At 65.2% G+C, this 24,902-nt stretch carries 24 protein-coding genes and 1 tRNA gene; 13 read left to right on the forward strand and 12 right to left on the reverse strand.

Features of this window, described 5'->3' with window-relative positions; all coding sequences use genetic code 11:
- Positions 1 to 9: 9 nt before the first annotated feature.
- The 4 genes from CAL12_RS05965 to CAL12_RS05980 form a co-directional block, all read right to left on the reverse strand.
- Complete coding sequence (locus CAL12_RS05965) at positions 10 to 1,020, reverse strand: ornithine cyclodeaminase family protein (protein WP_086063654.1); 1,011 nt, start codon at positions 1,018 to 1,020, stop codon at positions 10 to 12.
- Positions 1,021 to 1,056: 36 nt separating this feature from the next.
- Positions 1,057 to 2,028: a Bug family tripartite tricarboxylate transporter substrate binding protein gene (locus CAL12_RS05970; RefSeq protein ID WP_086063655.1), complete on the reverse strand. Its 972-nt coding sequence runs from the start codon at positions 2,026 to 2,028 to the stop codon at positions 1,057 to 1,059.
- Between the two features lie 121 nt (positions 2,029 to 2,149).
- The gene (locus CAL12_RS05975; protein WP_086063656.1) at positions 2,150 to 3,088 is read right to left on the reverse strand and encodes a LysR family transcriptional regulator; all 939 of its coding nucleotides are present in this window, start codon (positions 3,086 to 3,088) and stop codon (positions 2,150 to 2,152) included.
- A gap of 259 nt (positions 3,089 to 3,347) precedes the next feature.
- Positions 3,348 to 3,423, reverse strand: a tRNA-Gly gene (locus tag CAL12_RS05980).
- Positions 3,424 to 3,772: 349 nt separating this feature from the next.
- Here CAL12_RS05980 and CAL12_RS05985 point away from each other — a divergent pair.
- Complete coding sequence (locus CAL12_RS05985) at positions 3,773 to 4,831, forward strand: DUF481 domain-containing protein (protein ID WP_086063657.1); 1,059 nt, start codon at positions 3,773 to 3,775, stop codon at positions 4,829 to 4,831.
- Between the two features lie 78 nt (positions 4,832 to 4,909).
- Here CAL12_RS05985 and urtE read toward each other — a convergent pair whose 3' ends face one another.
- The 6 genes from urtE to CAL12_RS06015 all read right to left on the reverse strand — a co-directional run bounded on the left by urtE (position 4,910) and on the right by CAL12_RS06015 (position 11,858).
- Positions 4,910 to 5,608 carry an urea ABC transporter ATP-binding subunit UrtE gene (gene urtE / locus CAL12_RS05990; protein WP_086063658.1) on the reverse strand — a complete coding sequence of 233 codons (699 nt, stop codon included), beginning with the start codon at positions 5,606 to 5,608 and terminating at the stop codon, positions 4,910 to 4,912.
- A gap of 1 nt (position 5,609) precedes the next feature.
- Entirely contained in the window at positions 5,610 to 6,470 is an 861-nt protein-coding gene (gene urtD / locus CAL12_RS05995) for an urea ABC transporter ATP-binding protein UrtD (protein ID WP_086063659.1), read from the reverse strand.
- Entirely contained in the window at positions 6,467 to 7,651 is a 1,185-nt protein-coding gene (gene urtC / locus CAL12_RS06000) for an urea ABC transporter permease subunit UrtC (protein ID WP_420042784.1), read from the reverse strand. Before urtC ends, urtD begins: the two co-directional genes overlap by 4 nt.
- A gap of 2 nt (positions 7,652 to 7,653) precedes the next feature.
- The gene (urtB, locus tag CAL12_RS06005; protein WP_086063661.1) at positions 7,654 to 9,279 is read right to left on the reverse strand and encodes an urea ABC transporter permease subunit UrtB; all 1,626 of its coding nucleotides are present in this window, start codon (positions 9,277 to 9,279) and stop codon (positions 7,654 to 7,656) included.
- A gap of 86 nt (positions 9,280 to 9,365) precedes the next feature.
- A complete protein-coding gene (urtA, locus tag CAL12_RS06010) occupies positions 9,366 to 10,619 on the reverse strand; it encodes an urea ABC transporter substrate-binding protein (RefSeq protein WP_086063662.1) in 1,254 nt (417 codons plus the stop codon).
- Between the two features lie 432 nt (positions 10,620 to 11,051).
- Complete coding sequence (locus CAL12_RS06015; protein ID WP_086063663.1) at positions 11,052 to 11,858, reverse strand: IclR family transcriptional regulator; 807 nt, start codon at positions 11,856 to 11,858, stop codon at positions 11,052 to 11,054.
- A gap of 111 nt (positions 11,859 to 11,969) precedes the next feature.
- Between CAL12_RS06015 and CAL12_RS06020 the strand changes: the two genes are divergently transcribed.
- The 11 genes from CAL12_RS06020 (at position 11,970) to CAL12_RS28220 (ending at position 21,383) form a co-directional block, all read left to right on the forward strand.
- Positions 11,970 to 12,380, forward strand: a complete 411-nt coding sequence (locus CAL12_RS06020; RefSeq protein ID WP_086063664.1) for a Zn-ribbon domain-containing OB-fold protein — start codon at positions 11,970 to 11,972, stop codon at positions 12,378 to 12,380.
- Positions 12,377 to 13,522 carry a thiolase family protein gene (locus tag CAL12_RS06025; RefSeq protein ID WP_086063665.1) on the forward strand — a complete coding sequence of 382 codons (1,146 nt, stop codon included), beginning with the start codon at positions 12,377 to 12,379 and terminating at the stop codon, positions 13,520 to 13,522. Before CAL12_RS06020 ends, CAL12_RS06025 begins: the two co-directional genes overlap by 4 nt.
- A 112-nt stretch (positions 13,523 to 13,634) precedes the next feature.
- Positions 13,635 to 14,678 carry a Bug family tripartite tricarboxylate transporter substrate binding protein gene (locus tag CAL12_RS06030; RefSeq protein WP_086063666.1) on the forward strand — a complete coding sequence of 348 codons (1,044 nt, stop codon included), beginning with the start codon at positions 13,635 to 13,637 and terminating at the stop codon, positions 14,676 to 14,678.
- Positions 14,679 to 14,702: 24 nt separating this feature from the next.
- Positions 14,703 to 15,494 carry a short-chain dehydrogenase/reductase gene (locus CAL12_RS06035; RefSeq protein ID WP_086063667.1) on the forward strand — a complete coding sequence of 264 codons (792 nt, stop codon included), beginning with the start codon at positions 14,703 to 14,705 and terminating at the stop codon, positions 15,492 to 15,494.
- Between the two features lie 59 nt (positions 15,495 to 15,553).
- Positions 15,554 to 16,933, forward strand: a complete 1,380-nt coding sequence (locus tag CAL12_RS06040; RefSeq protein WP_157792900.1) for an MmgE/PrpD family protein — start codon at positions 15,554 to 15,556, stop codon at positions 16,931 to 16,933.
- A 2-nt stretch (positions 16,934 to 16,935) separates the two neighbouring features.
- The gene (locus tag CAL12_RS06045) at positions 16,936 to 18,180 is read left to right on the forward strand and encodes a CaiB/BaiF CoA transferase family protein (RefSeq protein WP_086063669.1); all 1,245 of its coding nucleotides are present in this window, start codon (positions 16,936 to 16,938) and stop codon (positions 18,178 to 18,180) included.
- Between the two features lie 78 nt (positions 18,181 to 18,258).
- Positions 18,259 to 19,215: a peptidylprolyl isomerase gene (locus CAL12_RS06050; RefSeq protein ID WP_157792901.1), complete on the forward strand. Its 957-nt coding sequence runs from the start codon at positions 18,259 to 18,261 to the stop codon at positions 19,213 to 19,215.
- 13 nt (positions 19,216 to 19,228) lie between these two features.
- Positions 19,229 to 20,029 carry a 2-oxo-tetronate isomerase gene (gene otnI / locus CAL12_RS06055; RefSeq protein ID WP_086063671.1) on the forward strand — a complete coding sequence of 267 codons (801 nt, stop codon included), beginning with the start codon at positions 19,229 to 19,231 and terminating at the stop codon, positions 20,027 to 20,029.
- A 288-nt stretch (positions 20,030 to 20,317) separates the two neighbouring features.
- On the forward strand, positions 20,318 to 20,536 hold the full coding sequence (locus CAL12_RS28210; RefSeq protein WP_198298387.1) for a hypothetical protein: 219 nt from the start codon (positions 20,318 to 20,320) through the stop codon (positions 20,534 to 20,536).
- A complete protein-coding gene (locus tag CAL12_RS28215; RefSeq protein ID WP_198298388.1) occupies positions 20,533 to 20,682 on the forward strand; it encodes a hypothetical protein in 150 nt (49 codons plus the stop codon). Before CAL12_RS28210 ends, CAL12_RS28215 begins: the two co-directional genes overlap by 4 nt.
- A gap of 218 nt (positions 20,683 to 20,900) precedes the next feature.
- The gene (locus CAL12_RS28220) at positions 20,901 to 21,383 is read left to right on the forward strand and encodes a HipA domain-containing protein (RefSeq protein ID WP_198298389.1); all 483 of its coding nucleotides are present in this window, start codon (positions 20,901 to 20,903) and stop codon (positions 21,381 to 21,383) included.
- On the opposite strand, the gene CAL12_RS06070 is transcribed toward CAL12_RS28220, so the two are convergent.
- A complete protein-coding gene (locus CAL12_RS06070; protein WP_086063672.1) occupies positions 21,354 to 22,892 on the reverse strand; it encodes an MFS transporter in 1,539 nt (512 codons plus the stop codon). The genes CAL12_RS28220 and CAL12_RS06070 overlap by 30 nt on opposite strands.
- A 151-nt stretch (positions 22,893 to 23,043) precedes the next feature.
- Between CAL12_RS06070 and CAL12_RS06075 the strand changes: the two genes are divergently transcribed.
- Complete coding sequence (locus CAL12_RS06075) at positions 23,044 to 23,961, forward strand: LysR family transcriptional regulator (RefSeq protein ID WP_086063673.1); 918 nt, start codon at positions 23,044 to 23,046, stop codon at positions 23,959 to 23,961.
- Between the two features lie 24 nt (positions 23,962 to 23,985).
- On the opposite strand, the gene CAL12_RS06080 is transcribed toward CAL12_RS06075, so the two are convergent.
- Positions 23,986 to 24,861, reverse strand: a complete 876-nt coding sequence (locus CAL12_RS06080; RefSeq protein WP_086063674.1) for an N-formylglutamate amidohydrolase — start codon at positions 24,859 to 24,861, stop codon at positions 23,986 to 23,988.
- Between the last annotated feature and the right edge of the window lie 41 nt (positions 24,862 to 24,902).

A 24,902-nucleotide genomic window follows, 5' to 3' on the forward strand; every position in this document is an offset into this window, starting at 1 on the left:
GGAAATCGGCTATTCGTCGGGGCCGTCGAACAGGGTGAAGGACGTTCCCACGCCCCGCGCTTGCGCGCGGTCGATAACGGCGCGGCCGACCATGATGTCGCTGATGGCGAAGCCACGGTGCCAGAAGACGATGCGGCCATCGCCTTCTTCACGGCCTGCCCGGCTTCCGTCGACGATCTCGCCGATTTCCGCGTGGAGCATGTCCCGGGTCAGCTTGCCTTGCACGATCAGCTCATGCAGCTGGCCGCCGACGCAGCACTGGCGCCAATCGTCCACCACTACCTTGGACGCCGTCAGTACCGTTGCGGGGTCGACCGCCATCTTCCAGCCGTAGCACACCAGCAGGCAGTCCGGCTTGAGCCATGCGTCCCGGATCAGTATTTCCGGTTTTTCAAGGCGCGTCGCCTCGACCACGATGTCAGCATCGCGGACGGCGGCCTCCGTGGAGTCGACGGCGACGGCTTTGATTTTCAGTTCCTCCCTGACGCGCTTGGCCAGCAGCTCACGGGTTTCGCTGCGCTTGCTGTGTATGCGGACTTCTTCCAGGTCGAACTGGCGGGCCATGAGGGCAATGTTCGCGAACGCCGTGCCGCGTGCGCCGATATGGCCCAGGATCTTGCTGCCCGATGGCGCCAGGTGGCGCGCGCCTATCGTGGTGACCGCCCCGGTTCTCCAGGTCGTGATGTCCGTTGCATCGATAATGGCCACCGGAACTCCCGTCTTCGGGTCGTACAGCGTCAGCATCGCCACTTCCGACGGTAGCCCGAGCTTGTAGTTGTCGACGTAGTCGCTGATGACCTTGACGCCCGAAAGCCCAGCTGGCTCGGCCCAGCCCACGAGGATATTCAGATGCCCGTTGAACCTGTCGTCCAGATCCACATGGGCCTTGGGCGGCAGGACCACCTTGCCCTGGGCATGCGCCTGCAATCCCCTGGCGACAATGTCCACGAGCTCGGCGCCGGCGGGTATGAGGTCGGAGACCTGTTCGCGATTGAGGATGCGGAAATCGACTTTGGCCATATTGGTCCCTTGCTGGTGTGGATCGTTATGTTGACGTTAGTTGGCCTGCACGCCGGCGGTTTTGATGACCGCGGTCCATTTGGCGGTTTCGGATGCCACGAAGGCCGCGGCCTCCTTGGTCGTCCACGAGACGGTCGACGCGCCCATTTCTTCGTAGCGCTTGCGGAAGGCAGGGGATGCCAGGATCTCGCGTAGTTCCTTGCCGAGCGTATTCACCACCGAGTCCGGGGTGCCGGTGCGGGTCACCAGCGCGTACCAGGATATGGCCTCGAACCCCTTCATTCCGGCTTCGTCCATGGTCGGCACGTCGGGCAAGGCCACCAGCCGCGTGGAGGACGCCACGCCCAGGGCGCGCACCTTGCCGCCGCGTATCAGGGGGATCGAACCCACACTGTCGTAGAACATCATGTCCACCTGGCCGCCGAGGAGATCGCGCACGGCCACATTGCTTCCCTGGTATGGAATGGTTGCGAAGCTGATTCCCTCCTGCGTCCGCATCAGTTCGCCCGCCAGATGCGAGAATGCGCCCAACGTGGTGCCGAAACTCAGTTTGCCAGGGTGCGCGCGCGCGAAAGCGATCAGTTGCCCGACGCTTTCCGCTTCCACCTTCGGGTTGACCAGCAATATCTGCGGCGCTTCGACCAGCACGGACACGACCTCGAAATCGCGCTGGGGATCATAGGAAAGGGATTTGAACAACGCTTTCTGGGTTGCCAGGTTCGAGGCGGGGGACAACACCAGCGTATAGCCGTCGGCCGGCTGGCGCATCGCATAATCGAAGCCGATATTGCCCGATGCTCCAGACCGGTTTTCCACGATCACAGGCTGGTTGAGGCGTCCTTGCAGTTCCTGGGCGACGTCGCGCGCAACGCGATCCGGCATTCCGCCGGCCGGATAGGGCACGACCAGGTGGATGGGCTTGGATGGGTAGCCGTCGTCCGGATTTTGCGCGCTGGCGGTACCAATCGCCGCCAGCGCCATGATGGATGCGGTGATGAGCGCTCGCATGATTTCCCCTTGGCTGTCGTTGTGTGCTTTGCACAAGTCTCGGCCAGATCGGGCGCAAAAACAAAATATTGTTTTTGAATACAACCCCAAGTTTGCGGCTATGCAGCATCAGGGTTAACAGCTATGCGCGGCCGGCCCTCCGCTTGTAGTGCGTGCGTATGTACTCGCCGCAGTATGCGGCGAATTGCTGCACCGCCCGCCTGGGTTTCATCCCGGCGGCTTGAGCGATGCCCAATGTGATCGCGCCGACTTCGCCGCTGAAGGGACGGACCGCGAATTCGGCGCCGTCGACGGTGCGGGTGGATTTCAACGGAAAGTTCAGGATGCTGTATCCCAGGCCGTTGGCGACCAGGCCGCGCACGACTTCGGGCTGAGCGGATTGGAATACGGGTGTGGGACGCTCGCCCAGGGAATCGAAAAGCCGCGAAAAATATTCACGGCTGTGAGGCAGGTCAAGCATCACATAAGGCACCGTCAGCAGGCTGGGGATGGGGATGGTGCGGCGGGATGCGAGTGGATGGTTCTTCGGCAGGATGACGTATGGCGGCAGCGTCAGCAGCGGCTGGAAGTCGATGGTATCGCCGGTGTCGATGTCGTAGGTCAGTGCGACGTCCAGCGAACCGTCGTACAGCCCATCCAGCAACTCGTTCTGCGGCGCTTCGCGGGTGCGGAAGCTGATGCCCGTGTGTGCCTTCATGAACCGGCTGATCAGGCCCGGCAACAGCGGTGGCGCCAGGGACGTCAGGCAACCCAGCGCGATATCGCCGGACAGGCCCGCATCGATGTCCCGCGCGGCGTTCTGCAGCTCTTCGGCATTCTTCAGCAGCGCTCGGGCGCGCCCCAGCATTTCCTGTCCAGCCTGGGTCAGGGAAAGTCCTGAGGCGTGGTGGCGGATGAACAGTTGCACACCGAAGCTGGACTCCAGCTCGGCCAGGGCCGTGGACATGGACGGCTGCGAGATATGCAGCGCCTTGGCGGCCGCCGTGAACGAGAGGGTTTCGGCCGTCGCCACAAAATAGCGCAGCTGGCGCAGGGAGTAATGAAGCTGCGGAAGGCGCACGGGTAGGCTCCCACATGATCGACGGAGCAGTATTGCATAGCCAAAGGCTTGCTTCGGTGCGCCAACAATATATTTCCCCGATGCGGGGCGTATGCATCCAGGTACGTGTAAATCTCGACGGCCGAGCGGTCGTGCATGTCAGCGGCAGGACAAGGCATGGCTGCCAGCCAGATAGTGACGCGCAAAGAAAAAGGCGAATCTTGCGATTCGCCTTTTTTGATCGGCCCGCAGGCTGTTCACCAGCCCGCATGCCAAATTCTGGAGCGGGAAACGAGTCTCGAACTCGCGACCTCAACCTTGGCAAGGTTGCGCTCTACCAACTGAGCTATTCCCGCGTACTGGCTGGCCTGGCGCGGTGCCTGGGTCAGCAGCAAGACCGGCATTATACATAAATCCTGGCGCCTGTCTTTCCAGCCGAAGGGCCCTCGGCAAACGGGCCGGCGGCACCGCTGGCGCGGAACGCCACGCGTGGGCTGACAGTGACGATACAAGAAGCATCAGCGCTTCCGGGCAAGCCCCACGCGGGCGTACGGCCGGGGCAACGTGCGCTTACCTGCCAAGTCTCTGGTTACATCCATTCGTGTGGCGTCGCGTGCGGAGTCTTTAGGATGTAGGCCTCATGGCAGAGCTGTATGGCGCTGAGCCGCCTGCCTGGTCCATAGCCCCCACTCCCTGAAACAAGCCATGCCGAACCACGCCTACGCGGCGCCGTGCCGCCGCATTGTCCGTTTTCTCCTGCTGTCCTCCCTGGCCTTGTTCGCCGCCTGCGCGCAGGCCGGCACGGTGTGGATGGACAATGGCGACCGCATCACGGGCAACATCCTGTCCCTGGACAACGGCATCCTGCTGGTGAACACCCCCTACGGCGGCGACGTGCGCCTGCAGTTCAAGCACGTAAAGACCTTGCAGAGCGACAAGGCGCTGGTCATCCGCGACAAGTCCGTGGAGCACGACTACTACGCCAAGCTGGTGAGCGCCGACCAGGGCAAGGTGCAGGTGGAGGGCGTGCAGCGCAGCCCGGACGGCGATAACGAGGTCAAGACCGACGTCGCGCTTTCGTCGCTGCAAAGCATGACGGCGCCCAAGCCATTGCTCGGCGAGACGGCGGTGAAGGGCAAGCTGGACTTGTCACTGGCGCAGAAAACCGCGTCGGTCAATTCGCAGAATTACGCGGCCGCGTTTTCCCTGGATGCGCGCCGCGGACTGTGGCGCAATGTCCTCAGCGCGGCCTACAACCGCAGCAAGGACGGCGATGACGTCGGCACGGACAACTACGGCGGCGACTACGCGCTGGACCGCTTCCTGACCGAGAAGGCGTTCTGGCAGGGCCGCATCCGCTACAAGCGCGACTTCGTCGAGGAAGTCAGCCGCCAGACCGCCTACGGCACCGGCCCGGGCTATCAGTTCTGGGATGACGAACTGGGGGCGTTCTCGCTGTCGGCGCTGGTGGGACGAGTGGAATACGGCTACAGCGACGGCGGCAACGAAGGCTTCTTCGCCGGCGGATTGCGCTGGAACTACACGCGCTACCTGAGCGGCAAGCAATTCCAGGTGTACACCAACGGCGAATTCTATCGGGCGCTGGGCGACGCCGGCTTCGGCCTGAACGGCGAAGTCGGCCTGCGCTACAACATCAACAGCACCTTGTCGCTGTACGTGAAATACGCGCGCGACCTGGTTACCGGCACCCGCGAAAGCATGAACGAGTCCATCTACGGCACGGGCGTGGGCTGGAGCTTCTAGGCCTTCCGGGCCTCCGCGGCTGGCTGCGGACCGGCTCGGGCGGCCCTGCCCAGGCCCGTCCCACGCGGCACGGTGCCCTCAAACGGAAAGATGGCGCCGGACTTCCGCGTCGCCCATCGCGGCCTGCTCGCCGCGCGCCACGACCTCGCCGCGCGACATGACGACGAAGCGGTCGGCCAGTTCGTGGGCGAAGTCGAAGTACTGCTCGCACAGCAGGATGCCGATGTCGCCGCGTTCCCGCAGCAGGCGGATGACGCGGCCGATGTCTTTGATGATGGAAGGCTGTATGCCTTCTGTCGGCTCATCGAAGATGATCAGCTTCGGTTCGGCGACCAGGGCCCGCGCGATGGCCAGTTGCTGCTGCTGGCCGCCGGACAGATCGCCGCCGCGGCGCGCCAGCATGGTCTTCAGCACGGGAAAGAGTTCGAAGACTTCGTCCTTGATGCGCCGCGCCTTGGAGCCCGAGAACGCCGCCATGCCCATGACGATGTTTTCTTCCACCGTCAGGCGGGCGAAGATGTCGCGGCCCTGCGGCACGTAGGCCATGCCCATGGCGGCCCGCCGGTGCGGGGGCAACTTCGAAACGTCCTGGCCTTCGAACAGTACCTTGCCGCTGGCCAGCGGCAGTACGCCCATCAGGCATTTCAGCAGCGTGGTCTTGCCCACGCCGTTGCGGCCCAGCAGGGCCAGGCATTCGCCCTGCCTGACGTCCAGCGATACGCCGCGCAGGGTGTGGCTGCCGCCGTAGTATTGATTGATGGCTTGTACGTCGAGCATGTCAACGGCCCAAGTAAACTTCGATAACCCGTGGATGGGCTTGGACCTCGGCCATGCTGCCTTCGGCCAGGACCGAGCCTTCGTGCAGTACGGTGACCTTGCCGTCGCCGGCGATGCCGGTCACGAAATCCATATCGTGCTCCACCACCATCAGCGAGTGCCGGCCCCGCAGTTCGTTCAGCAGCTCGCCCGTGCGTTCGGTTTCGGCGTCGGTCATGCCGGCCACCGGCTCGTCCAGCAGCAGCAGGCGCGGCTCCTGCATCAACAGCATGCCGATCTCCAGCCACTGTTTCTGCCCGTGCGACAACAGGCCGGCCGGACGGTAGGCCTCCGCCGTCAGGCGGATCAGCGCGAGCGTTTCGGCGATGCGGTCCGCCTGCGCGCTGTCCAGCCGGGCGAACAGCGTGGGCCGCACACGTTTATCGGTCTTCATCGCCAGTTCCAGGTTCTCGAACACGGTGTGGTTCTCGAAGACCGTGGGGCGCTGGAATTTTCGGCCGATCCCGGCATGCGCGATCTGCGCCTCGTTCAGCGTGGTCAGGTCGATGTTCTGGCCGAAAAAGGCCGATCCGGATGTGGGCCGGGTCTTGCCGGTGATCACGTCCATCATCGTTGTCTTGCCGGCGCCGTTGGGACCGATGATGCAGCGCAGCTCGCCGACGCTGATGTCCAGCGTCAGGTTGTTGAGTGCCTTGAAACCGTCGAAACTGACGGTGATGCCATCCAGGTACAGGATCGCCCCGTGCGTGGTGTCGACGTCCCTGGAGTTGACGCGCCCATAGCTTGCGCTGCCGCTGGGGCCGTCGTTTTCCGCAAGCGGCGGCTCGGCGGGCACGTGCGGGGGTATTGCTTCGCGGCTCATTCCGTGACCCTCCTTTCGCCGTCCGGATCGGCTCCCATGGATGGCGGCGTGCCTTGCGCGCGTGCGCGGCGGTCGGCGCGCGCGGCGGCGAGCTGCCGCACCAGGCCGACGATGCCCTGTGGCAGGAACAGCGTCACCAGCACGAAAATCAGGCCCAGCGCGTACAGCCAGAACTCCGGGAACACGCTGGTGAACCAGGTCTTCAGGCCGTTGACGACGCCGGCGCCCAGGATGGGACCGATCAAGGTGCCGCGTCCGCCGGTGGCGACCCAGATCACCATTTCGATGGAGTTCTCGGTGGACATTTCGCCGGGATTGATGATGCCCACCTGCGGGACGTAGAGGGCACCGGCGATGCCGCACATCACCGCCGACAGCGTCCAGACGAACAGCTTGAAGCCCAGCGGCTCATAGCCGATGAAGCGCAGCCGGCTTTCCGAATCCCGTACGGCGGTCAGCACGCGGCCCAGCTTGGATTGCGTGACCGACCGCGCCAGCACCAGGCAGCCGCCCAGGAAGGCCAGCGTGATCCAGTAGAGCGCCGCGCGCGTGCCCGCCGACGTGATGTCGAAACCCAGGATGCGCTTGAAATCCGTGAATCCGTTGTTGCCGCCGAAGCCGGTGTCGTTGCGGAAGAACAGCAGCATGGCGGCGAACGTCAGGGCCTGGGTGATGATGGAGAAGTACACGCCCTTGATGCGCGAGCGGAAGGCGAAGTAGCCGAACACGAAGGCCAGTACGCCCGGCACCAGCACCACCAGCAAGGCGGCGTACCAGAAATGCTCGGTGAACGACCAGTACCAGGGATAGGACTTCCAGTTCAGGAACACCATGAAGTCCGGCAGGTCGCTCTTGTAGACGCCGTCATGGCCGATGGCACGCATCAGGTACATGCCGTGGGCATAGCCTCCCAGCGCGAAGAACAGCCCGTGGCCCAGCGACAGGATGCCCGCATAGCCCCAGACCAGGTCCAGCGCCAGCGCGGCCAGTGCGTAGCACATGAATTTGCCCAGCAGCGCCACCACGTACGAGGATATGTGCAAGGGGCTGCCCGGCGGGAAGGCCAGGTTCAGCAGCGGCGGCAAGGCCAGGATCAGCGCCACCAGGGCCAGCGCCACCCAGGCGCGCCGGGAATACAAGGGGGGCCGCGCCATCGCGGCCAGGTCCATGGAAGGGGACATCTTCATTCGACGCTCCGGCCACGCGGGGCGAACAGGCCTTGCGGCCGCTTTTGCACGAACAGCACGATCAGCACCAGGATGGCGATCTTGGCCAGCACGGCGCCCGCGTAGGGCTCCATGATCTTGTTGAGGCCGCCCAGGCCCAGGGCGGCGATGACGGTGCCCGCGAGCTGGCCGACGCCGCCCAGCACCACCACCATGAAGGAGTCGACGATGTAGCCGCGGCCCAGGTCCGGCCCGACGTTGCCCAGCTGCGACAGCGCCACGCCCGCCAGCCCGGCAATGCCGGAACCGAGCCCGAAGGCCAGCATATCGATGCGCCCCGTCGGGACGCCCACGCAGTCGGCCATGCGGCGATTCTGCGTGATGGCGCGCACGAACAGGCCCAGCCGCGTGTGATTCAGCAGCAGCCACACGAAGAACAGCACCAGCAGCGAGAACACGATGATGACGATACGGTTGTAGGTCAGCACCAGTCCGCCCATGACGGTGACGCCGCCGCTCATCCAGCCGGGATTGCTGACTTCCACGTTCTGCGCGCCGAACAGCGAGCGCACCAGTTGCATCAGGATCAGGCTGATGCCCCAGGTCGCCAGCAGCGTTTCCAGCGGCCGGCCGTACAGCCAGCGGATGACGGTGCGTTCCAGCGCCATGCCCACCAGCGCGGTCACGACGAAGGCGACCGGCAGCGCGGCGATCACGTACCAGTCCAGCCAGGCGGGCGCCCAGGCGCGGAACGCACCCTGCACGGCGAAGGTGGCATAGGCGCCTATCATCAGCAATTCACCGTGGGCCATGTTGATGACGCCCATCAGGCCGAAGGTGATGGCCAGGCCCAGCGCGGCCAGCAACAGCACGCTGCCCAGGCTGATGCCGTAGAAGAGATTGCCGGCCCATTCGATGGCGGCCAGGTGGCGATCGATGGCGCGCAGCGCCGCGGCCGCGGCATCGCGAACGCCGGCGTCCGCTTCCGTGTAATTGCCCTGCGCATCGCGGCCGGTCATCGCCGTCAGCACGGGAATGAAGCCCGTGTTCAGGCTGCGGCCCAGGATGTCGACCGCGTGACGGCGCACGTTGGCGTCGGGACTTTTCAGTTCGAGATTGGCTTGCGCGATTTCCAGCGCGGCCCGTACCTGCGGGTCTTTTTCCTTGTCCAGCGCGGCGACGATCTGCGGCAGCACGCTGGCCTGCGACGTTTGCTGCAGGCGCTGCGCGGCGGCCAGGCGCTGGGCGGGATCGGCGGCATGCAGCCGCGATTCCGCCAGCGCGCCATCGATGGCGCGGCGCAGGCGGTTATTGATCATGACGGCGCTTGCGTCGGCCGGCATCGTCAGGCTCTGCCCCGTGGCCGGGTCGAGCGCGCCCTTGCCGGTATCGACCAGCACGCGGCCGTCGGCCGTGGCATACAGGCGGTCCGAACCCATGGCCGCCAATACATCGGCGGCCTCGGCTTGCGTGGACTGGCCCAGTTTGCCGATCGCCTCCAGCTTGGCGTCGGTATCGTCGCCGGCCAGCGGCGCGAGCAGCGAGGCATCGAGCCCCGCGCCCAGCGCCGCCGCCATGGGCATGGCGAGCAGCCATGCGGCCAACAGGCGGCGCAGAGAGATTGCGAAGAGCGCGAGGCGCATGGCGATGCCGTTCCTTCCTATGCGTTTCCGTACTCGGCGGCGTCCTTGCGGGCCGGCCTTGCGGGCCGTCCCGGCAAGGATCGCCATTACAGGCCTTGCTTGCCTTCGTTGCCGGGGATGTAGGGGCTCCACGGTTGCGCGCGGATGGGCCCCTTGCTCTTCCAGACGACGTTGAACTGGCCATCGGCGCGGATTTCGCCGATGTAGACGGGCTTGTGCAGGTGATGGTTGGTCTTGTCCATCTCGATGGTGTAGCCGTCAGGCGCATTGAACTTCTGGCCGCCCACCGCCGCGATGACCTTGGAGACGTCCGTCGTCTTGGCCTGTTCGACCGCCTGCTTCCACATATGGATGCCGATGTAGGTGGCTTCCATCGGGTCGTTGGTGACCACCGTATCCGCGTTCGGCAGGTTCTTGGCCTTGGCGTAGGCCTTCCACTTCTTGATGAATTCGGCGTTGACCGGATTCTTGATGGACTCGAAGTAATTCCAGGCGGCCAGGTGGCCGACCAGCGGCTTGGTGTCCACGCCGCGCAGTTCTTCTTCGCCCACCGAGAACGCCACGACCGGAACGTCGGTCGCCTTCAGGCCGGCATTGCCCAGTTCCTTGTAGAAGGGCACGTTGGAATCGCCGTTGATGGTGGAGACCACGGCCGTCTTGCCGCCGGTGGCGAACTTCTTGATGTTGGCGACGATGGTCTGATAATCGGAGTGGCCGAAGGGCGTGTAGACCTCCTGGATGTCCTGGTCCTTGATGCCCTTGGAGTGCAGGAAGGCGCGCAGGATCTTGTTGGTCGTACGGGGATAGACGTAGTCCGTACCCAGCAGCACGAAACGCTTGGCGCCGCCGCCGTCTTCGCTCATCAGGTACTCCACCGCGGGGATGGCCTGCTGGTTGGGCGCGGCGCCGGTGTAGAAGACGTTGTGTTCGAGTTCCTCGCCTTCGTACTGAACGGGGTAGAACAGCAGGCCGTTCAATTCCTTGAATACCGGCAGGACCGACTTGCGCGACACCGAGGTCCAGCAACCGAACACCACTGCGACCTTGTCCTGCGACAGCAACTGGCGGGCCTTTTCGGCGAACAGCGGCCAGTTCGACGCGGGGTCCACGATCACGGGTTCGAGCTTCTTGCCCATCACGCCGCCGGCCGCGTTGATTTCTTCGATGGTCATCAGGGCAACGTCTTTCAGCGACGTCTCGGAAATCGCCATCGTGCCGGACAGCGAATGCAGGATGCCGACCTTGATGGTCTCTTCGGCGGCCAGGGCTTCCGGCAGCCATCCCGTCATCGCCATCACGCTGGCGGCCGTCAATTGTTTGAGTACGAGTCTGCGGTTCATGTTGTCGGGATCCTTAACGGTGAGCCGGCACGGGCCGGCAGGAGTGCGTGGCAATGCGTCGTACAGCGGCGGCCCGCGCGGCTGTCGATGCGCGGAGGCACGAGCATGAAAAGCAAAACGTATGCCAATTTCTCATGCAGGGGCGGGCCTCCCCCTGGGTGCGGTGCGGCGGCCGGCCGGCATGGGTTGGGGTGGCGCGGGCAGTCCGCGACGGCGCGGCGCGTACGCATCGACGCGCACGTCATCGTGAGTTCGTGCACCAATAGTAGGCGTCCGGCCTGGGGTATGGCACGGTGGTGGTGCGAACCGCGCCGCGGATTGGTGCGCGATGTTTGCTTTCGGGGGCCTTTCGTCAGACTTCAGGGCGAACAGGGGCCGCACTGGTGCGAAGCGGGCCGAGACTCCCGGTCTTCAACTTCGCCTCGCCATTGCTCAAGGCAACGTGAAGGCGGTTCGATCTTCCTGACGCGTCCCGGTCGATCGCGCCGCACGCGATAGCTGGATCGCACAGGCATTGACCAGTTCTATGCAGCGTGCGGTCTTTTGCGGGTCCTTGCGCGCCAGGGGCATGGAAATGCCAACGCAGCCGATGACCGCGCCGCTGGCGCCAAACACGGGAGCGGCGATCGCGTGCGAGCCTTCATACCGCTGGCCGTCCGAAATGCTGTAGCCCGCGGCACGCGCCTCCCGCATCCATTCGACGAAGGTGTCCCAGTCAGGCAAGGCGGCGACGCCTTCGCCGCCAGCCTTTTCGCGGTCGTAGATCATGCGCAGGGTGGGCTCGGGCAATTGCGACGCGATCGAACGGCCGGACGCGCCCCACAGCACGGAATATGTCTGGTCGGTGCGCATGACGTATTGGATCGCATGATGGGAGTGCAGGTTGGCAATGAAGCGCATGCGGGACACCTGCTCCAGGTAAGCCCCGTAGAACGCCGACTCGCCGCTTCCATCCACCAGCAGCCGCAGGGCGTCGTTGACCGACGCGGGGAAGCTGCTGGACGCCACCATCACGGTCGCCACGCGCAGGAATGCGGGTCCTGGGCTGTAGGCGCCGGTCTCCTCATCCTGCGTGACGTAATCTGCCTGCCGCAAGACGTTCAGGATGCGATGCGTCGTGCTGGCCGGCAGGTCCAGCACGCTCGCGAGCCGTGTCACCGTGATGGGGCGCCCAGCCTCCGCCAGCCCGAAAAGTACGCGCACGCTGCGCAACAGCGTGCTGTGGGCTTCCTCGCTCATCGATCCACTCCTTGAAGGCTATTGCCGGCCGGGATTCAAGTGTATAGAATCCCATTCCATTCAAATGAATAGTAAGTCATTCCAACCAGCGGAATATGACGGAGGAGACAAATGGCGGATGCACACCCTGCGGCAGCGCTCACCGTGCTGCCTTATCTGGAGAAGACGGCGGACGAGGTCCGTTTGTTGGCCACGCTGTGCGACGAATGCGGCTATCACACGTTCCCGCCTTCCACGGTGTGTCCGCGCTGCATGTCGCTGGCCGTGCGCCCGCTGCGCCTGAATGCGGAAGGCAGGCTCTACAGCTACACCACCATGCGTCACGGCGCCGGTATTACCTACGCGGGCTATGTGGACTTTCCGGAAAACATAAGAGTGTTTGGGCATCTGGGCGGATACACGGAAGACACACCCCCCGTATGCGACAGCCCGGTCCGCGTGGTGGCGGCGGCGCCCGTGGAAGGCGCGCGCACCAGCGCCCCCGTGGATTTCAAGTTCGTCCCGAAGGAGGTCGCCCGATGACACCCAAGGTCTATCTGATCGGCACGGGCATGGTGCCCTTCGGCCGCTTTCCTGAAATGAGCCATCGTGAATTCGCCTGGCCCGCCGTGCGCGAGGCCATCCTCGATAGCGGCGTGGCCAAGGAAGATATCGACGTCGCGTATTCCGCGTCGATGCTAGGCGGCATGCTGACCGGCCAGCAGGTGTTGGGCAAGATCGGGCTGACCGGCCTGCCCATCATCAACGTGGAAAACGCCTGTTCCAGCGGATCCACCGCCTTGGGCGAGGCGGTCAGTCGCATACGCGCGGGAACGGCCGATGTCGCGCTGGTCTTCGGCGTCGAAATGCTCAGCAAGCTGGGCGGTGGTCCATTGCCGCTCAGTCCCGACGATTGGGATGCCGCACACGGCCTGACCATGCCGGGTGTCTACGCCATGCGTGCGCAACGCTACGTGTACGAGCATGGCATATCGCGCGGCGACTTCTCACAGGTATCGGTGAAGGCGCGCAAGCACGGTGCGTTGAATCCGTTGGCACAGATGCGCAAGCCCGTCACGTTGGATGAAGTCGAAGGTTCGCGCATGATCGCCGACCCGCTACGCCTGCTGCATTGCTGCCCTACCGGCGACGGGGCGGCCGCGGTGGTGGTGGCGTCGGAAGACTGGGTCAAGCGCGCCAAGGTCGCCATGCCGGTGGAAATCTGCGCCACGGTGCTGCATTCCGGAAAATTCGAGCCAGGCCCGAGCTCCATGATCAAGTCGCACGTGTCCGGAAAATCGGCGGCCGAGGCCTATGAAATCGCCGGCCTGGGGCCCGAGGACATCGACGTTGCCGAAATCCACGATTCCTTCGCGATCGCGGAGTTGATGTACTACGAAACCTTCCAGTTTTGCCGGCCGGGCGAAGCGATCAGCCTGCTGAAAAGCGGCGCGACCTCGTTGGGAGGCAAGCATCCCATCAATCCGTCGGGCGGGCTGATGGCGCGCGGCCATCCTGTTGCGGCCACCGGTGTGGCGCAGATCGTCGAGATCGTGCGGCAGCTGCAGGGGCGTTGCGGCGCACATCAGGTGGAAGGCGCGCGCGTCGGCCTCGCCCATGCCACCGGCGGCGGCATATCCGGTTTCGAACACGGTGCCTGCGCCGTGACTATCCTCAAGCGTTGAGGACAACCCAAGGGCGCCATATCGACCAACCGTCGAGCAACTTAGAGACCGCCAGGCCCGCGCAGACGGGAAATGCGGCCGGCTGGCCCAGCCTACCCAAGGAGACAACACCATGAAATGCCACCTTCCTTCGAAACGAGGCGCCTCTCGTCCCGTCCTCGCCCATCCGGCCGGCGACAGGGTCAGACGTTCGCTGGCGGCGGCGGCCGTCACGCTGGCCGCGCTGGCGGCGCCGGTCCATGCGCAATCCGGCGCGCCGCTATTCGACCATCCGGTGCACATCGCCGTGCCGTTCTCGGCGGGCGGTACCGTCGACGTGGCGGCGCGCGTCATCGCCCAGGGCCTGCAGAAACGCATCAACCAATCCGTGGTCGTGGAGAACAAGCCGGGCGCGGGCGGCAATATCGCCGCCGTCTACGTGGCGCACGCGCCGGCCAGCCAGCCGACACTGCTGGTGACCATGGTGAATCACTTCGTCAACCCGGTCATCTTCAAGGACCCCGGCTACGATCCGGACAAGGATTTCGTGCCTATCCTGCAGCTGGGGACGTCCCCCTATGTTTTCGTCGTGCCCGGCAATAGCAGATTCAACAGTCTCCATGACGTCGCCGCTTACGCCAAGGCAAACCCTGGCAAGCTGGCTTGGGGTTTCGGCGGAATAGGCTCTCCGGGCCATTTCTTCGGCATCGAGTTCGCGCGCGCGGCGCACGTGCAAACCAATCCTATCTCGTACCGCGGCGGCCCCGATCTGCTGACCGCGGTCGGCGGCGGCCAGGTCGATATGGTCGTGATGTCGGCGGAAACCTCCTTGCCCTTGATACGCGAAGGCAAGCTCAAAGCCATCGCCAGCACCGGCGAGCAGCGCAACGCCGCGCTGCCAAAGGTGCCGACGGCCAGCGAGGAAATCCCCGGCTATGCGCCGCTCACGGGGTACACCATCATGCTCGCCGCACCGACCATACCCAAGGACAAGCTGGTTCGCCTGCACGACGCCGTCGTCGACGTGGTGAAGTCGCCGGAATATCAGGCTTCACTGCAACGAGTCGGGGCCACGGTCACCACCACGGCCAATCTGGAGGAAAGCCGCGCGTTCTTCCAGCAGGAAGGCGGCCGCTGGCGCACGATCGCCACAGAGTCCCGCTTGCAGATCCAGTAGCGTCAGAATCGAAAGGAGCATCACATGCGATTGGATCTCGAGGGCAAGACCGTGCTGGTCACAGGCGCGTCGCGCGGCATCGGCTTCGCGGCCGCCGAAGCCTTCGCCGCCGAAGGCTGCGCGGTAAGGCTGGTCTCACGCAGCACCGAGGCGCTGGCCGCGGCGGCCCTTGCTCTGCAGGACCGCCACGGCGCTACCGTCGAAACAATGGCGATCGACATGCGGGAGCCTGGCGCCGTCGACGCCGTGGCTGATCGGTTCGGCGGCGAACTCGACATCCTGGTGAACAACGCCGGCGATATTCCGCATGGCACCCTGCAGGATATCGATGCACAGCGCTGGCGCACCGCCTGGGACTTGAAGGTATATGGCTACATCGATCTGACGCGCGCCATTTATGCCGGCATGCGTGAGCGTGGACGTGGTGGCGTGGTGCTCAATGTGATCGGCATGGCGGGCGGCGAGGGCGTCATTCCCGAGTACATCGCGGGCAGTGCCGGGAATGCGGCGCTGGACGCCTTCACGCGGGCGCTGGGCGCCTTGAGCCCAGGCGACGGCATCCGCGTCGTCGGCCTGCATCCCGGCATGGTGGCGACGGACAGGCAGATCACGCGATGGCGTCAGCGCGCGGCCGACAGCCTGAACGATGCCGAGCGTTGGGAGGAACTGACCACGCATCTGCCGTTCGGCCGATTGGCCAGGCCGAGCGAGATCGGCAACGCCCTGGCGTTCCTGGCTTCCGGGGCGGCATCGTATGTCTCGGGCACCACCCTTACCGTCGATGGCGGCCTCAGCCAGAGGCGCTCCGCAAGATAATGCCGACGGTTTGCGGCCGCCGCGCGGCCTCGACCCATCATGGAACGAACAGGATCATCATGAGCGACCTATCCAAGGTGTCACCCGCCACTCGCAACGTATCCGGCCTGATCGCTGGCGCCCTCGGCACGCCGATGTCGGACCGGCTGATAGAAAAGGCAAAGCATCATATTGTCGACACGGTGGCCGCCATGGTCTCTGGAGCAGCGCTGGACGTGGGCAAGCGTGCGCTGGCCACCGCGCCGGTATTTGCGGGCCAGGAGCAGGCCACCTTGATCGGCACTGGCCAGCGCCTGCCGGTGTTCTCCGCCGCCATGCTGAATGCGATGCTGGCCCATGCCGATGAGACCGACGACTCCCACGAAAAGTCCGTCTTCCATCCCGGTTGCGCCGTCGTGCCTGCCGCGTTGGCCATGGCTCAGTTGCAGCGCCGGAATGGCAGTGAGTTGATCGCTGCGGTGGCCGCCGGCTACGACGTGGGCGCGCGCGTGCTGGAGGAAATGGGCGCGATGGCGCTGAACCACCGTGGCCGTTCCACGCATGCGGTAGGCGCGCTGTTCGGCGCCGGCGCCGCGGCGGGCGTCCTGGCGGGCTTCGATGAGGCGGCCGCGCGCCGGCTGCTTTCCTACCTGGGTCACGAAGTGTCTGGGCTGTCCTGCTGGATGGTCGACCACGACCATGTCCAGAAAGCCTATGTTTTCGGGGCGATGGCGGCCAAGAACGCGATCTTCGCCACCCTGCTCACGCAAGCGGGGTGGACGGGCGTGGACGACGTGCTGCACGGCGATCGTACCTTGTTCGTGGCTTTCGGCCGGGGGGAGAAGGGGCGGACCCTGGATGAAGGAATGACCCTGGGCGACGAGATCCTGTCGTCCAACATCAAGAAATGGTGCGTCGGTTCGCCGGTGCAGGCGCCGCTGGACAGCCTGGAAGCCTTGCGCGACCAGTTGCCGTCGCCGGACCGCATCCGAGCCGTCACGGTCGAGATCCAGGCCAACGAAGCTTTTATCGTCGACGGCCGCGATATGCCCAACATCAGCCTGCAGCACTTGAGCGCGCTGTATATCGTCGATCGCGGCCTGACCTTCGAGTCAGCCCATGACTTTGCCCGCATGGCGGATCCAGTCGTGGCGGCGCTGCGGGCGCGGATAAAGCTGGTGCCCAGCGAAGCCTTGCAGCGCAGTGGCGGTCGCCAGGCGATCGTGACGATCGAATGCGATGATGGCCGCACGCTCAGCCATCACACTCGCGCGGTACGCGGGACCTGGGGCAACCCCATGCCTCGCGAGGAGGTCGACGCCAAGGCGCGCGATCTGATCGTGCCGCTGCTGGGCCATGACCGTGCCCAAACGCTGCTGTCCCGGTTGTGGCGCCTGGAATCCCTGGACGCTCACGCGGTGGACCAGCTGGCGGACCTCACCATCGTCGGCGGAGCGTGAACATGGCAGCCGATTCCAGCAGCCGCCAGCACGCCAGGTCCGATGCGCGATCCGGCCCCTTGGCGGGTTACCGCATCCTGGATATGACGACCTTTCTCTCCGGGCCGTTCTGCACCCAGATACTCGCCGACCTGGGCGCCGAAGTCGTCAAGTTGGAGTCGCCAGCGGGCGACTCCAGTCGCGCGATACCACCCTATTTCGTCAAGGGCGAAAGCGCTTACTTCCTGGGCATCAACCGCAATAAGCGTAGCGTTGCCGTCGACATGAAGCACGCCGATGGCATGGGCCTGACTCGCCGCCTGATCCAGGCCGCCGACGTGGTCGTCGAAAATTACCGGCCGGGCGTGCTCGCGCGCATGGACCTGAACATCGAGAGCCTGCGCGCCGCGCAGCCGGGGCTGGTCTGGGCGTCCATCAGCGGCTTCGGGCAGCATGGGCCCTGGCGCGACCAGCCAGCGTACGACATGATCGTGCAGGCCTTGTCCGGCGTAATGAGCTTGACGGGTGAGGCCGGACGCCCGGCCGTGCGACTGGGCATTCCGGCCGGCGACATGGTCGCCGGCATGTATGCCGCCATCGCTATCAACGCCGCGCTGGCGGATCGCCAGCGCACCGGCCATGGGCGGACTATCGATATTTCCATGCTCGACTGCCAGCTCGCCATGCTGTCCTACCAGAGCACTTATGCGCTCGTGGCGGGGATCACGCCCCAGCCTCAGGGCGCGCGCCATGATTCCATCCCGACCTATCGTTCCTTCGTGGGGGGCGATGGCCGTGAACTCGTCATTACCGCGAATACCGACCGCATGTGGAAAGGACTGTGCGCGGTCCTGGACCGCGAGGCGCTGACGCGCGACCCCCGTTTCCTGACGGGAGCCGACAGACTCGAAAATCGCGATGCGCTTTGGGCCTTGCTGGAAGAGGCCTTCCTGGCGCGCCCCGCGGCGGACTGGGTAGAACCGCTGCAGCGCGCGGGCGTGCCGGTCGCACTGATCAAGAATGTTCCCGAGGCGCTGGCCGATGCGCGAGAGGCGGGCCGGAGCATGGTTCTGCCATTGTGCGATAACGACGGCGACGCTATCGATGTCGTCGGGAATCCCATCAAGTTCAGTGGCGAAGCCGAAGTTCCGCCCACCTATCCGCCTCGCCTGGGGAAAGACGCAGACGAGGTGCTGGCGCGTTGGCTTGGCATGCCGGCAGACGATGTCAGGTCGCTGGCCGAGCGGGGCGCATTGACGGGGTTTTGATTCGATACGTAGGCCATGCCGGTTCCTCGTATTCGCGTTATCGTTGCCGCTCCGCGTCCACGTATCGACAAGAATGCGATGAAAATCCAAAACTACGGTTGGCTCGCCGCGACCGCTCTTTGCATGATCTGTGCCGGTCCGGCCCAGGCGGCGGATGCCGCCAAGCCGGCAGGCAGGACGTCTTCGGCAAGCAACGCCGCCGACGGCTCGGACACCACGGTCGTCGCCCGAATGGGCACCGTGGAAGTGCAGCGAGGCGAAGTGCAGGCGATGCTGAACGCGCTGGCGCCGCAGGCTCGCGCGCAAGTGAAAGCCAACCGTTCCCTGCTGGACAATATGGTCCGCGGACGCCTGGCGGAAAAGGCTTTGCTGCAGCAGGCGCAGAGCCAGAACTGGGCGCAGCGTCCCGAGGTCAAGGCGCAGATCGAGGCCGCCACGCGGGAAATCGTGTTCCGCTCCTACCTGGCTTCGGTCAGCACGGTGCCCGCCGACTATCCTTCCGATAAGGAGCTCAGCGCCGCCTACGAACGCACCAAGTCCAATTGGGTCGAGCCCGCCATGTACCGGGTGGCGCAGATTTTCCTGGCCGCGCCGATCAACGACGCCGCCGCCGTGGCGCGCGCCCGCAGGCAGGCGGACGACGTCGCCAGGCAGGCCCAGGGTCCCAAGGCCGATTTCACGACGCTGATGAAGAAATATTCCCAGGACCCGGGGGCCCAGCAGGGCGGCGATACCGGCATGATCCCGCTGGCCCAGTTGCTGCCGGAGATGCGCCCCGTGGTCGCCACGATGCGCAAGGGGCAGGTTTCCGCACCCGTGCAATCGCTGCAGGGTTTCCATATCCTGAAGCTCGTGGACGAGCGCCCGCAGCAGGCCGCCACGTTCGCCCAAGTGCGTGACCGCCTGCGTCTGGGGATGCGGCAGGAACGACAGCAGCAGGCGGCGCAGGCCTATTTGCAGGGCCTGCTGGACAAGCAGTCAGTGACCGTCGATGGCGCCGCGCTGGGCGCGGTCCTGGACGCTACCCCCAGATAGCCAAGGACCCGATATGTTGAAGTTCGCCGCGAATATCAGTCTGCTGTACAACGAATACGGCTTCCTGGACCGTTTCCAGGCCGCCGCGCAAGATGGATTCAAAGGCGTGGAGTGCCTGTTCCCCTACGCTTGGCCGGCAAGCGAACTGGCCGTTCGCCTGCGGGATAACGGCCTGACCCAGGCTTTGTTCAACGGGCCACCGGGCAGGGAAGATGCCGGCGAACGCGGCCTGGCCTGCCTGCCCGGCCGCGAGGCTGAATTCCGCGAAGGTATCGAACGGGCGCTGGAATACGCCGAAGCGCTGTCCTGCCCACGCATCCATGTCATGGCGGGTCTGGCGCCAGCGGACGGCGATCGCGCGCACCTGCGCGAGACCTATGTGCATAACCTGGCCTGGGCCGCCGAGGCTGCCGCGAAAGGCGGCCGTGACGTGATGATCGAACCCATCAACACGCGCGATATTCCCGGCTACTTTCTCAACCGGCAGGCGGACGCCCACGCCGTCATCGACGAGGTCGGCGCCCCCAACCTGAAAGTCCAGATGGACCTGTACCACTGCCAGATCGTCGAAGGCGACCTGGAAATGCGCATCCGCCAATACCTGCCCACCGGGCGAGTCGGGCACATGCAGATCGCCGGCGTCCCCGCCCGCCATGAGCCGGACCTCGGCGAAATCAACTATCCCCACCTGTTCCGCGTACTCGAAGAACTGGGCTACGACGGCTGGATAGGCTGCGAGTACCGTCCCGCCAACGGCACGCGCGCCGGCCTGGGATGGCTGCACGCCGCGGAGCGGGCAGTGTCACGGGGGTAGGAGTATTGGTTCAACCGCGTATCGGGCCATTGAGCTTGCACACCGGCGGGGGCTCGCGAGGCGCAGGCAGGTGAGCCGCTTACTTTATATAAAGTTGAGTATTTTGGCGAATTAACTAAAATATATGTTATGCCAAAGCGATCTGCCGCCCTCGACGCCATGCCTCCAGCCGTGCTCGCTGACCTGCGTGCGCTGGGTGAGGACCTGGCTATCGCGCGGAAACGCCGGCGCGAGCCCCTGAAGTCCTGGGCTCAGCGGATAGGTGTTTCGGAGCCCACCCTGATACGCATGGAAAAAGGCGATCCCAGCGTCTCGATGGGCGTCTATGCAACGGCGCTATGGATGATGGGCCGCTCGCAGGCCCTTGCCGAAATTGCGGCTCCCGAGCACGACAGGGGGGCACTGGAAGACGCGATCCGGGCGGCCAAATCGCGCTCCGTACGCAAGCGCCCGCCGCTTTACCAGGTGCCGCCGACGGCCAAGGATACTCCGGGTGGTGATACATGATCGCCTTCGATATTGCGACCTACCAGCCCGTCGATGCGCTGTACTTATGGTGGTTGGCTGATCCCGCCGCGCCACGCCTCATCGGCGAATTGCGCCTCGTGCGCACGCTGAAAGGGGTTCGTTGCTCTACGCGCCGGGCTGGCTGAAAACCGGCTTCCCGTTGAGCGAGGATTTGCCTCTCGTGCCGGACGAACTATTCCCAAGGGATAGGGAGACCGCGGCAGGCGCGGTCGACGATGGAGAAATTGGTGTTGCAGGTCCTGGCGGGCGAGCAGGTCGACGAACGGAAGCGTCGCCTGATCACGCCGGGCACCACCTTGGGTGGCGCTCGCCCGAAGGCCCTGTTGGACATGGACGATCACCCATGGGTGTTGAAGTTGAGTTGGGCTATCCGGAACTGGCGCAGTTGCTGCGCCGGCGGGGAGTTACTGCTGATCATCGCAATCTGGAGCAGATGAAAGAGCTCTTCAGACGCATGGTGTTCAACATTCTCATCGACAATACCGATGATCACGAGAAGAACCATGTGCTGTTGATGAACGTCGAAGGCGAGTACGAGCTTTCACCGGCATTCGACGTTTTGCCATCCGGGCAGTCCCTGGGATTCCAGCAAATGCGCGTAGGGACATACGCCGCTGATTCGACGCTCGATAATGCGATGTCGGAACATGGCTTGTTCGGCATGTCCCGGAACGAGGCGCACGATCAGATAAAGAGGGTCTGCGCGGTTATCGCGCGTTGGAAAGACCATTTCGCCCGGCTCGGCGTGAACGATATGGATATCGCCACGCTGGAGCGCCAGATCGACCGCGCTTTCCTATCGGACCAGCGCAGGGCGTTTGCCTGACCGCCTCATCGACAGGAATACGAGCAGCGCGCAGATTGCCGCGCTACCGGCGGCCAGCAGGAAAGCACCGGAAAAGCCGGCGCCGTAGGCAAGGCGGGCGATGTTGCCCAGCGCATCCCACGCGCTGGACGGATAGGCGGCGATCGCGCCCTGGATGTCGCCCGCCACTACGCGTCCGATGAAGGCGTCGTCGACAGGCAGATGGGCCGCTTCCGTCGCCGCGCGGATGGCCGCGCCGGTATTGCTCGCCAGCACCGCGCCCAGTCCGGCAAAGCCCAGCAGGATGCCGGAAAAGCGCGCCGTCGTGCTGATGCCCGACGCCATGCCGGCGCGATGCGGCGGGACATTTCCCATGATGGCTTTCTGCGTTTCGCCATTCAGCAGGCCGCCGCCGGTTCCGAGCAGCGCCATCCCCGCGATGACGATGCCCTGGCCCGTTTGCAGCGCCGCGTAAGCCATGACCGCGTTGCCGAGGGCCACGATCGCCAGGCCCAGCGCCAGGATGTCCTTGCCGTCCAGCCACCGGGACAGCCGCCGCCCGACCTGGGGAAAGACCAGCATGGCCAGCGCGAAGGGCAGCATGCCGACGCTGGCCATCAGCGCGGTATCGCCGCGTCCGTTCTGCAGGAACAGCGGCAACACGGAAGCCATGACCTGCGCCGACGAGGCATAGGCAAACATGGCGATGACGGCGCCGACGAAAGGCCAGGCCTGGAACAAGGCCAGGTCCAGCATGGGATGGGGCCGCGCACGCTCCACCAGGCAGAACGCGCCGAACAGCATCAACCCGACGGCTGCGCGGCCCAGCACGGCGCCGCGGCCCCAGCCGTGCCCCGGACCTAGTATCAAGGCCCAGGTCACGGCGAACATGGCGGAGGCGAACAGCGCGATCCCGGCAAAATCCAACGGCCGCGGCGTGGGATCACGCGATTCGTCCACGCGGCGCAGTACCGCCGTGCCCAGCACGGCGCAAATCGGCACATTGATGTGGAAGGCCCAGCGCCATCCCAGCAGGCTGTTGATGACACCGCCGAGCAAAGGCGATAGCACCATGGTCAGGCCCATGATGCCGCCCCATACGGCCCAGGCTCGCCCCCGCGCATGTTCGTCGTGGAAAGTGTGGCCGACGATCGCCAGCGCGGGCGCCAGCAGGAAAGCCGCGCTGGCGCCCTGGGCGGCGCGCGCCGCGTAGAGCGCGACCGGCGTCGGCGCCAGCCCGCAGGCCAGCGAGGAGAGCGCGAACAGCCCGATCCCGCACAGGAATACCCGCCTGCGGCCGTAGCGGTCGGCGATGGACCCCGCCGGCAGCAGCAGCGACGCAAAACACAGCACGTAGGCGCTGATCACCCATTCGATTTCCGCGAAGGTCGCCTGCAGGTCGCGCGCGATCGTCGGCAGCACGATGCCCACGACATTGGTGTCGAGCACCGTCATCGCGCAACCGAACGATGCGATCAGCAGGATCGCGGTCTGCCGGCTGGCTGGCCGCGCGGCGAGGGTGGCTTCCATGGCTGCCTTGAGTGTGGATGTAAGGGTGTGGACGTAAGGGGTGTGAGCGCAAGGGTATGAGCGCAAGGGCTCATTGCAGCATGTGACTTGGTTGAGTTCAACCAACTATTCAGCCAAAATAATTCGAGAAAATCGAATACAGGAACACGCCATGGAGCTGCGCCATCTGCGTTCATTCGTCGTCGCGGCGCGCGCATTGCACTTCGGCAAGGCTGCTGAAGAGCTGGGCGTCTCGTCTTCCACCTTGACACTGCAGATCCAGGAGCTGGAGCGTGCATTGCAGGCGCGACTGTTCGACCGCACCAAGCGGTCCGTGGCCTTGACGCAGGCCGGCGTCGCCTTCCTGGCGGAAACGCTGGCCGTGCTCGATCGCTTCGACCGCGCCGTCAACGTGGGCCGCCGCGCGGGGCGCGGGCAGCTTGGACGCATTGCCTTGGGCTACGTCGGTTCCGCTGCCTTTTCCGGCGTCCTGCAACACCAGATGCAACGCTTTCGCGCGGACTGGCCGGACGTGACGCTGCACGCGCGCGAACTGCCCATGGACCAGGTGGCCGCGTGCATCGACGCCGGCACGGTGGACATCGGCTTCGTCCGCCTGCCGGTTCCACTGCCGGCCGGCATCGCCAGCCACGTCCTGGTGCGCGATGGCTTCTGCCTGGCCTTGCCGTCCGGCCATCGCCTGGCCGGCTCCGGCGGACGGCGGCATGGGCCCGCGGTCAAGGCTCGGGACCTGGCGGACGAGGACTTCATCGTCCCGGAGCAGGACCTCGGCCTGCGCGAGGTCGCCCGGCGCGGCCGCTTCACGCCACGCATAGGCGCCGTGCCGGGTTCATTGCTCGCGGTGGTGACCCATGTGTCCCTGGGTGTCGGCGTCGCCGTGCTGCCCAGCATCGTCAAGGACGTGCTCGCCTTGCCCAACGTCGTCTTCCGGCAGGTCGCCGGGGCGGACATTCCTTCTACCATCGCGGCGATATACCGGCGCCATGAGCGTACGCCCACGGTGCGGCATTTCATCGGCCAGATCCTGCAGACCGAGCCTGTCGTGGCGTCGCCGTTTCCGCTGGCGTGATCGCCGCCAGCGGTCCAGGCCTGATCAGGCGATCTGGTCGCGCATCCAGGCCACAAGGGCCTCGCTCAAGCCGCGCAGGTCGGCCTGCAGACGCGCATAACCCTCATGCGGACGCAGGGTGACTTCGTCCATGTAGAGCTTGCGGTTGACTTCGATCTGCAAGCTGTGCCGGCCTTCGGCCGGATGGCCGAAGGCGCGCACCAGCTCGACGCCCTTGTAGGGATCGTTCTCGGCCACGTCGTAGCCTTTTTCGCGCAGCCAGGCCGCCACGAACTGGCGGAATTCCGGCGCGCTGGTGCTGCCGTCGCGATCGCCCAGCACGAAGTCGGGGTGGACCAGCCCGGGCTTGTCGGTTGCGTAGGCGCCCGCCACGCTGGGCATGGAGTGGCAGTTGATGTGCCACACCTTGCCGAAGCGCTGATGGGCGGCGTCGAGCAACTGCGCCACGGCCTGGTGGTAAGGCTTCCAGCACGCGTCGATCCGATGATGGACTTCCGCCACGCTCAGCTTGCGCGCGTACAGCGGGGTGCCGTCGTCCAGCATGCGCCAGATCAGCCCCTTGCCCAGCTTGACCTTGCCGGTCTCGTTCAGCGGGCCATCCCAGGGCGCATCCAGCAATAGCGCGTCGATTTCATCGGCGGCGCGGTTGGCGTCGATGTAGGCACGTGGGAAGGACGCCGCCACCATGGGCACGCCGAACGCCAGCGCCCCGCTCCAGAGATCGTCGATCCAGGTGTCCTCCGCGGTGCGCAGCGCGCCGAAATCGATGGCGGGCGCGAAGTCCGGGGGATAGGTGGTGCCGCTGTGCGGCGAATCGAGGACCAGGGGGGAGGAGGCGGAAGCGGCCGGGTAATTGTCCGGCGCGTAGAGGCGGTAGGAAAGCGGCTGGGTTTTCAGCATGGTGATAGCTTTGGTATTCGGGAAGACGGGCCGCGACGCAT

This window comes from Bordetella genomosp. 8 (assembly GCF_002119685.1).
GTDB lineage: Bacteria > Pseudomonadota > Gammaproteobacteria > Burkholderiales > Burkholderiaceae_B > Bordetella_C.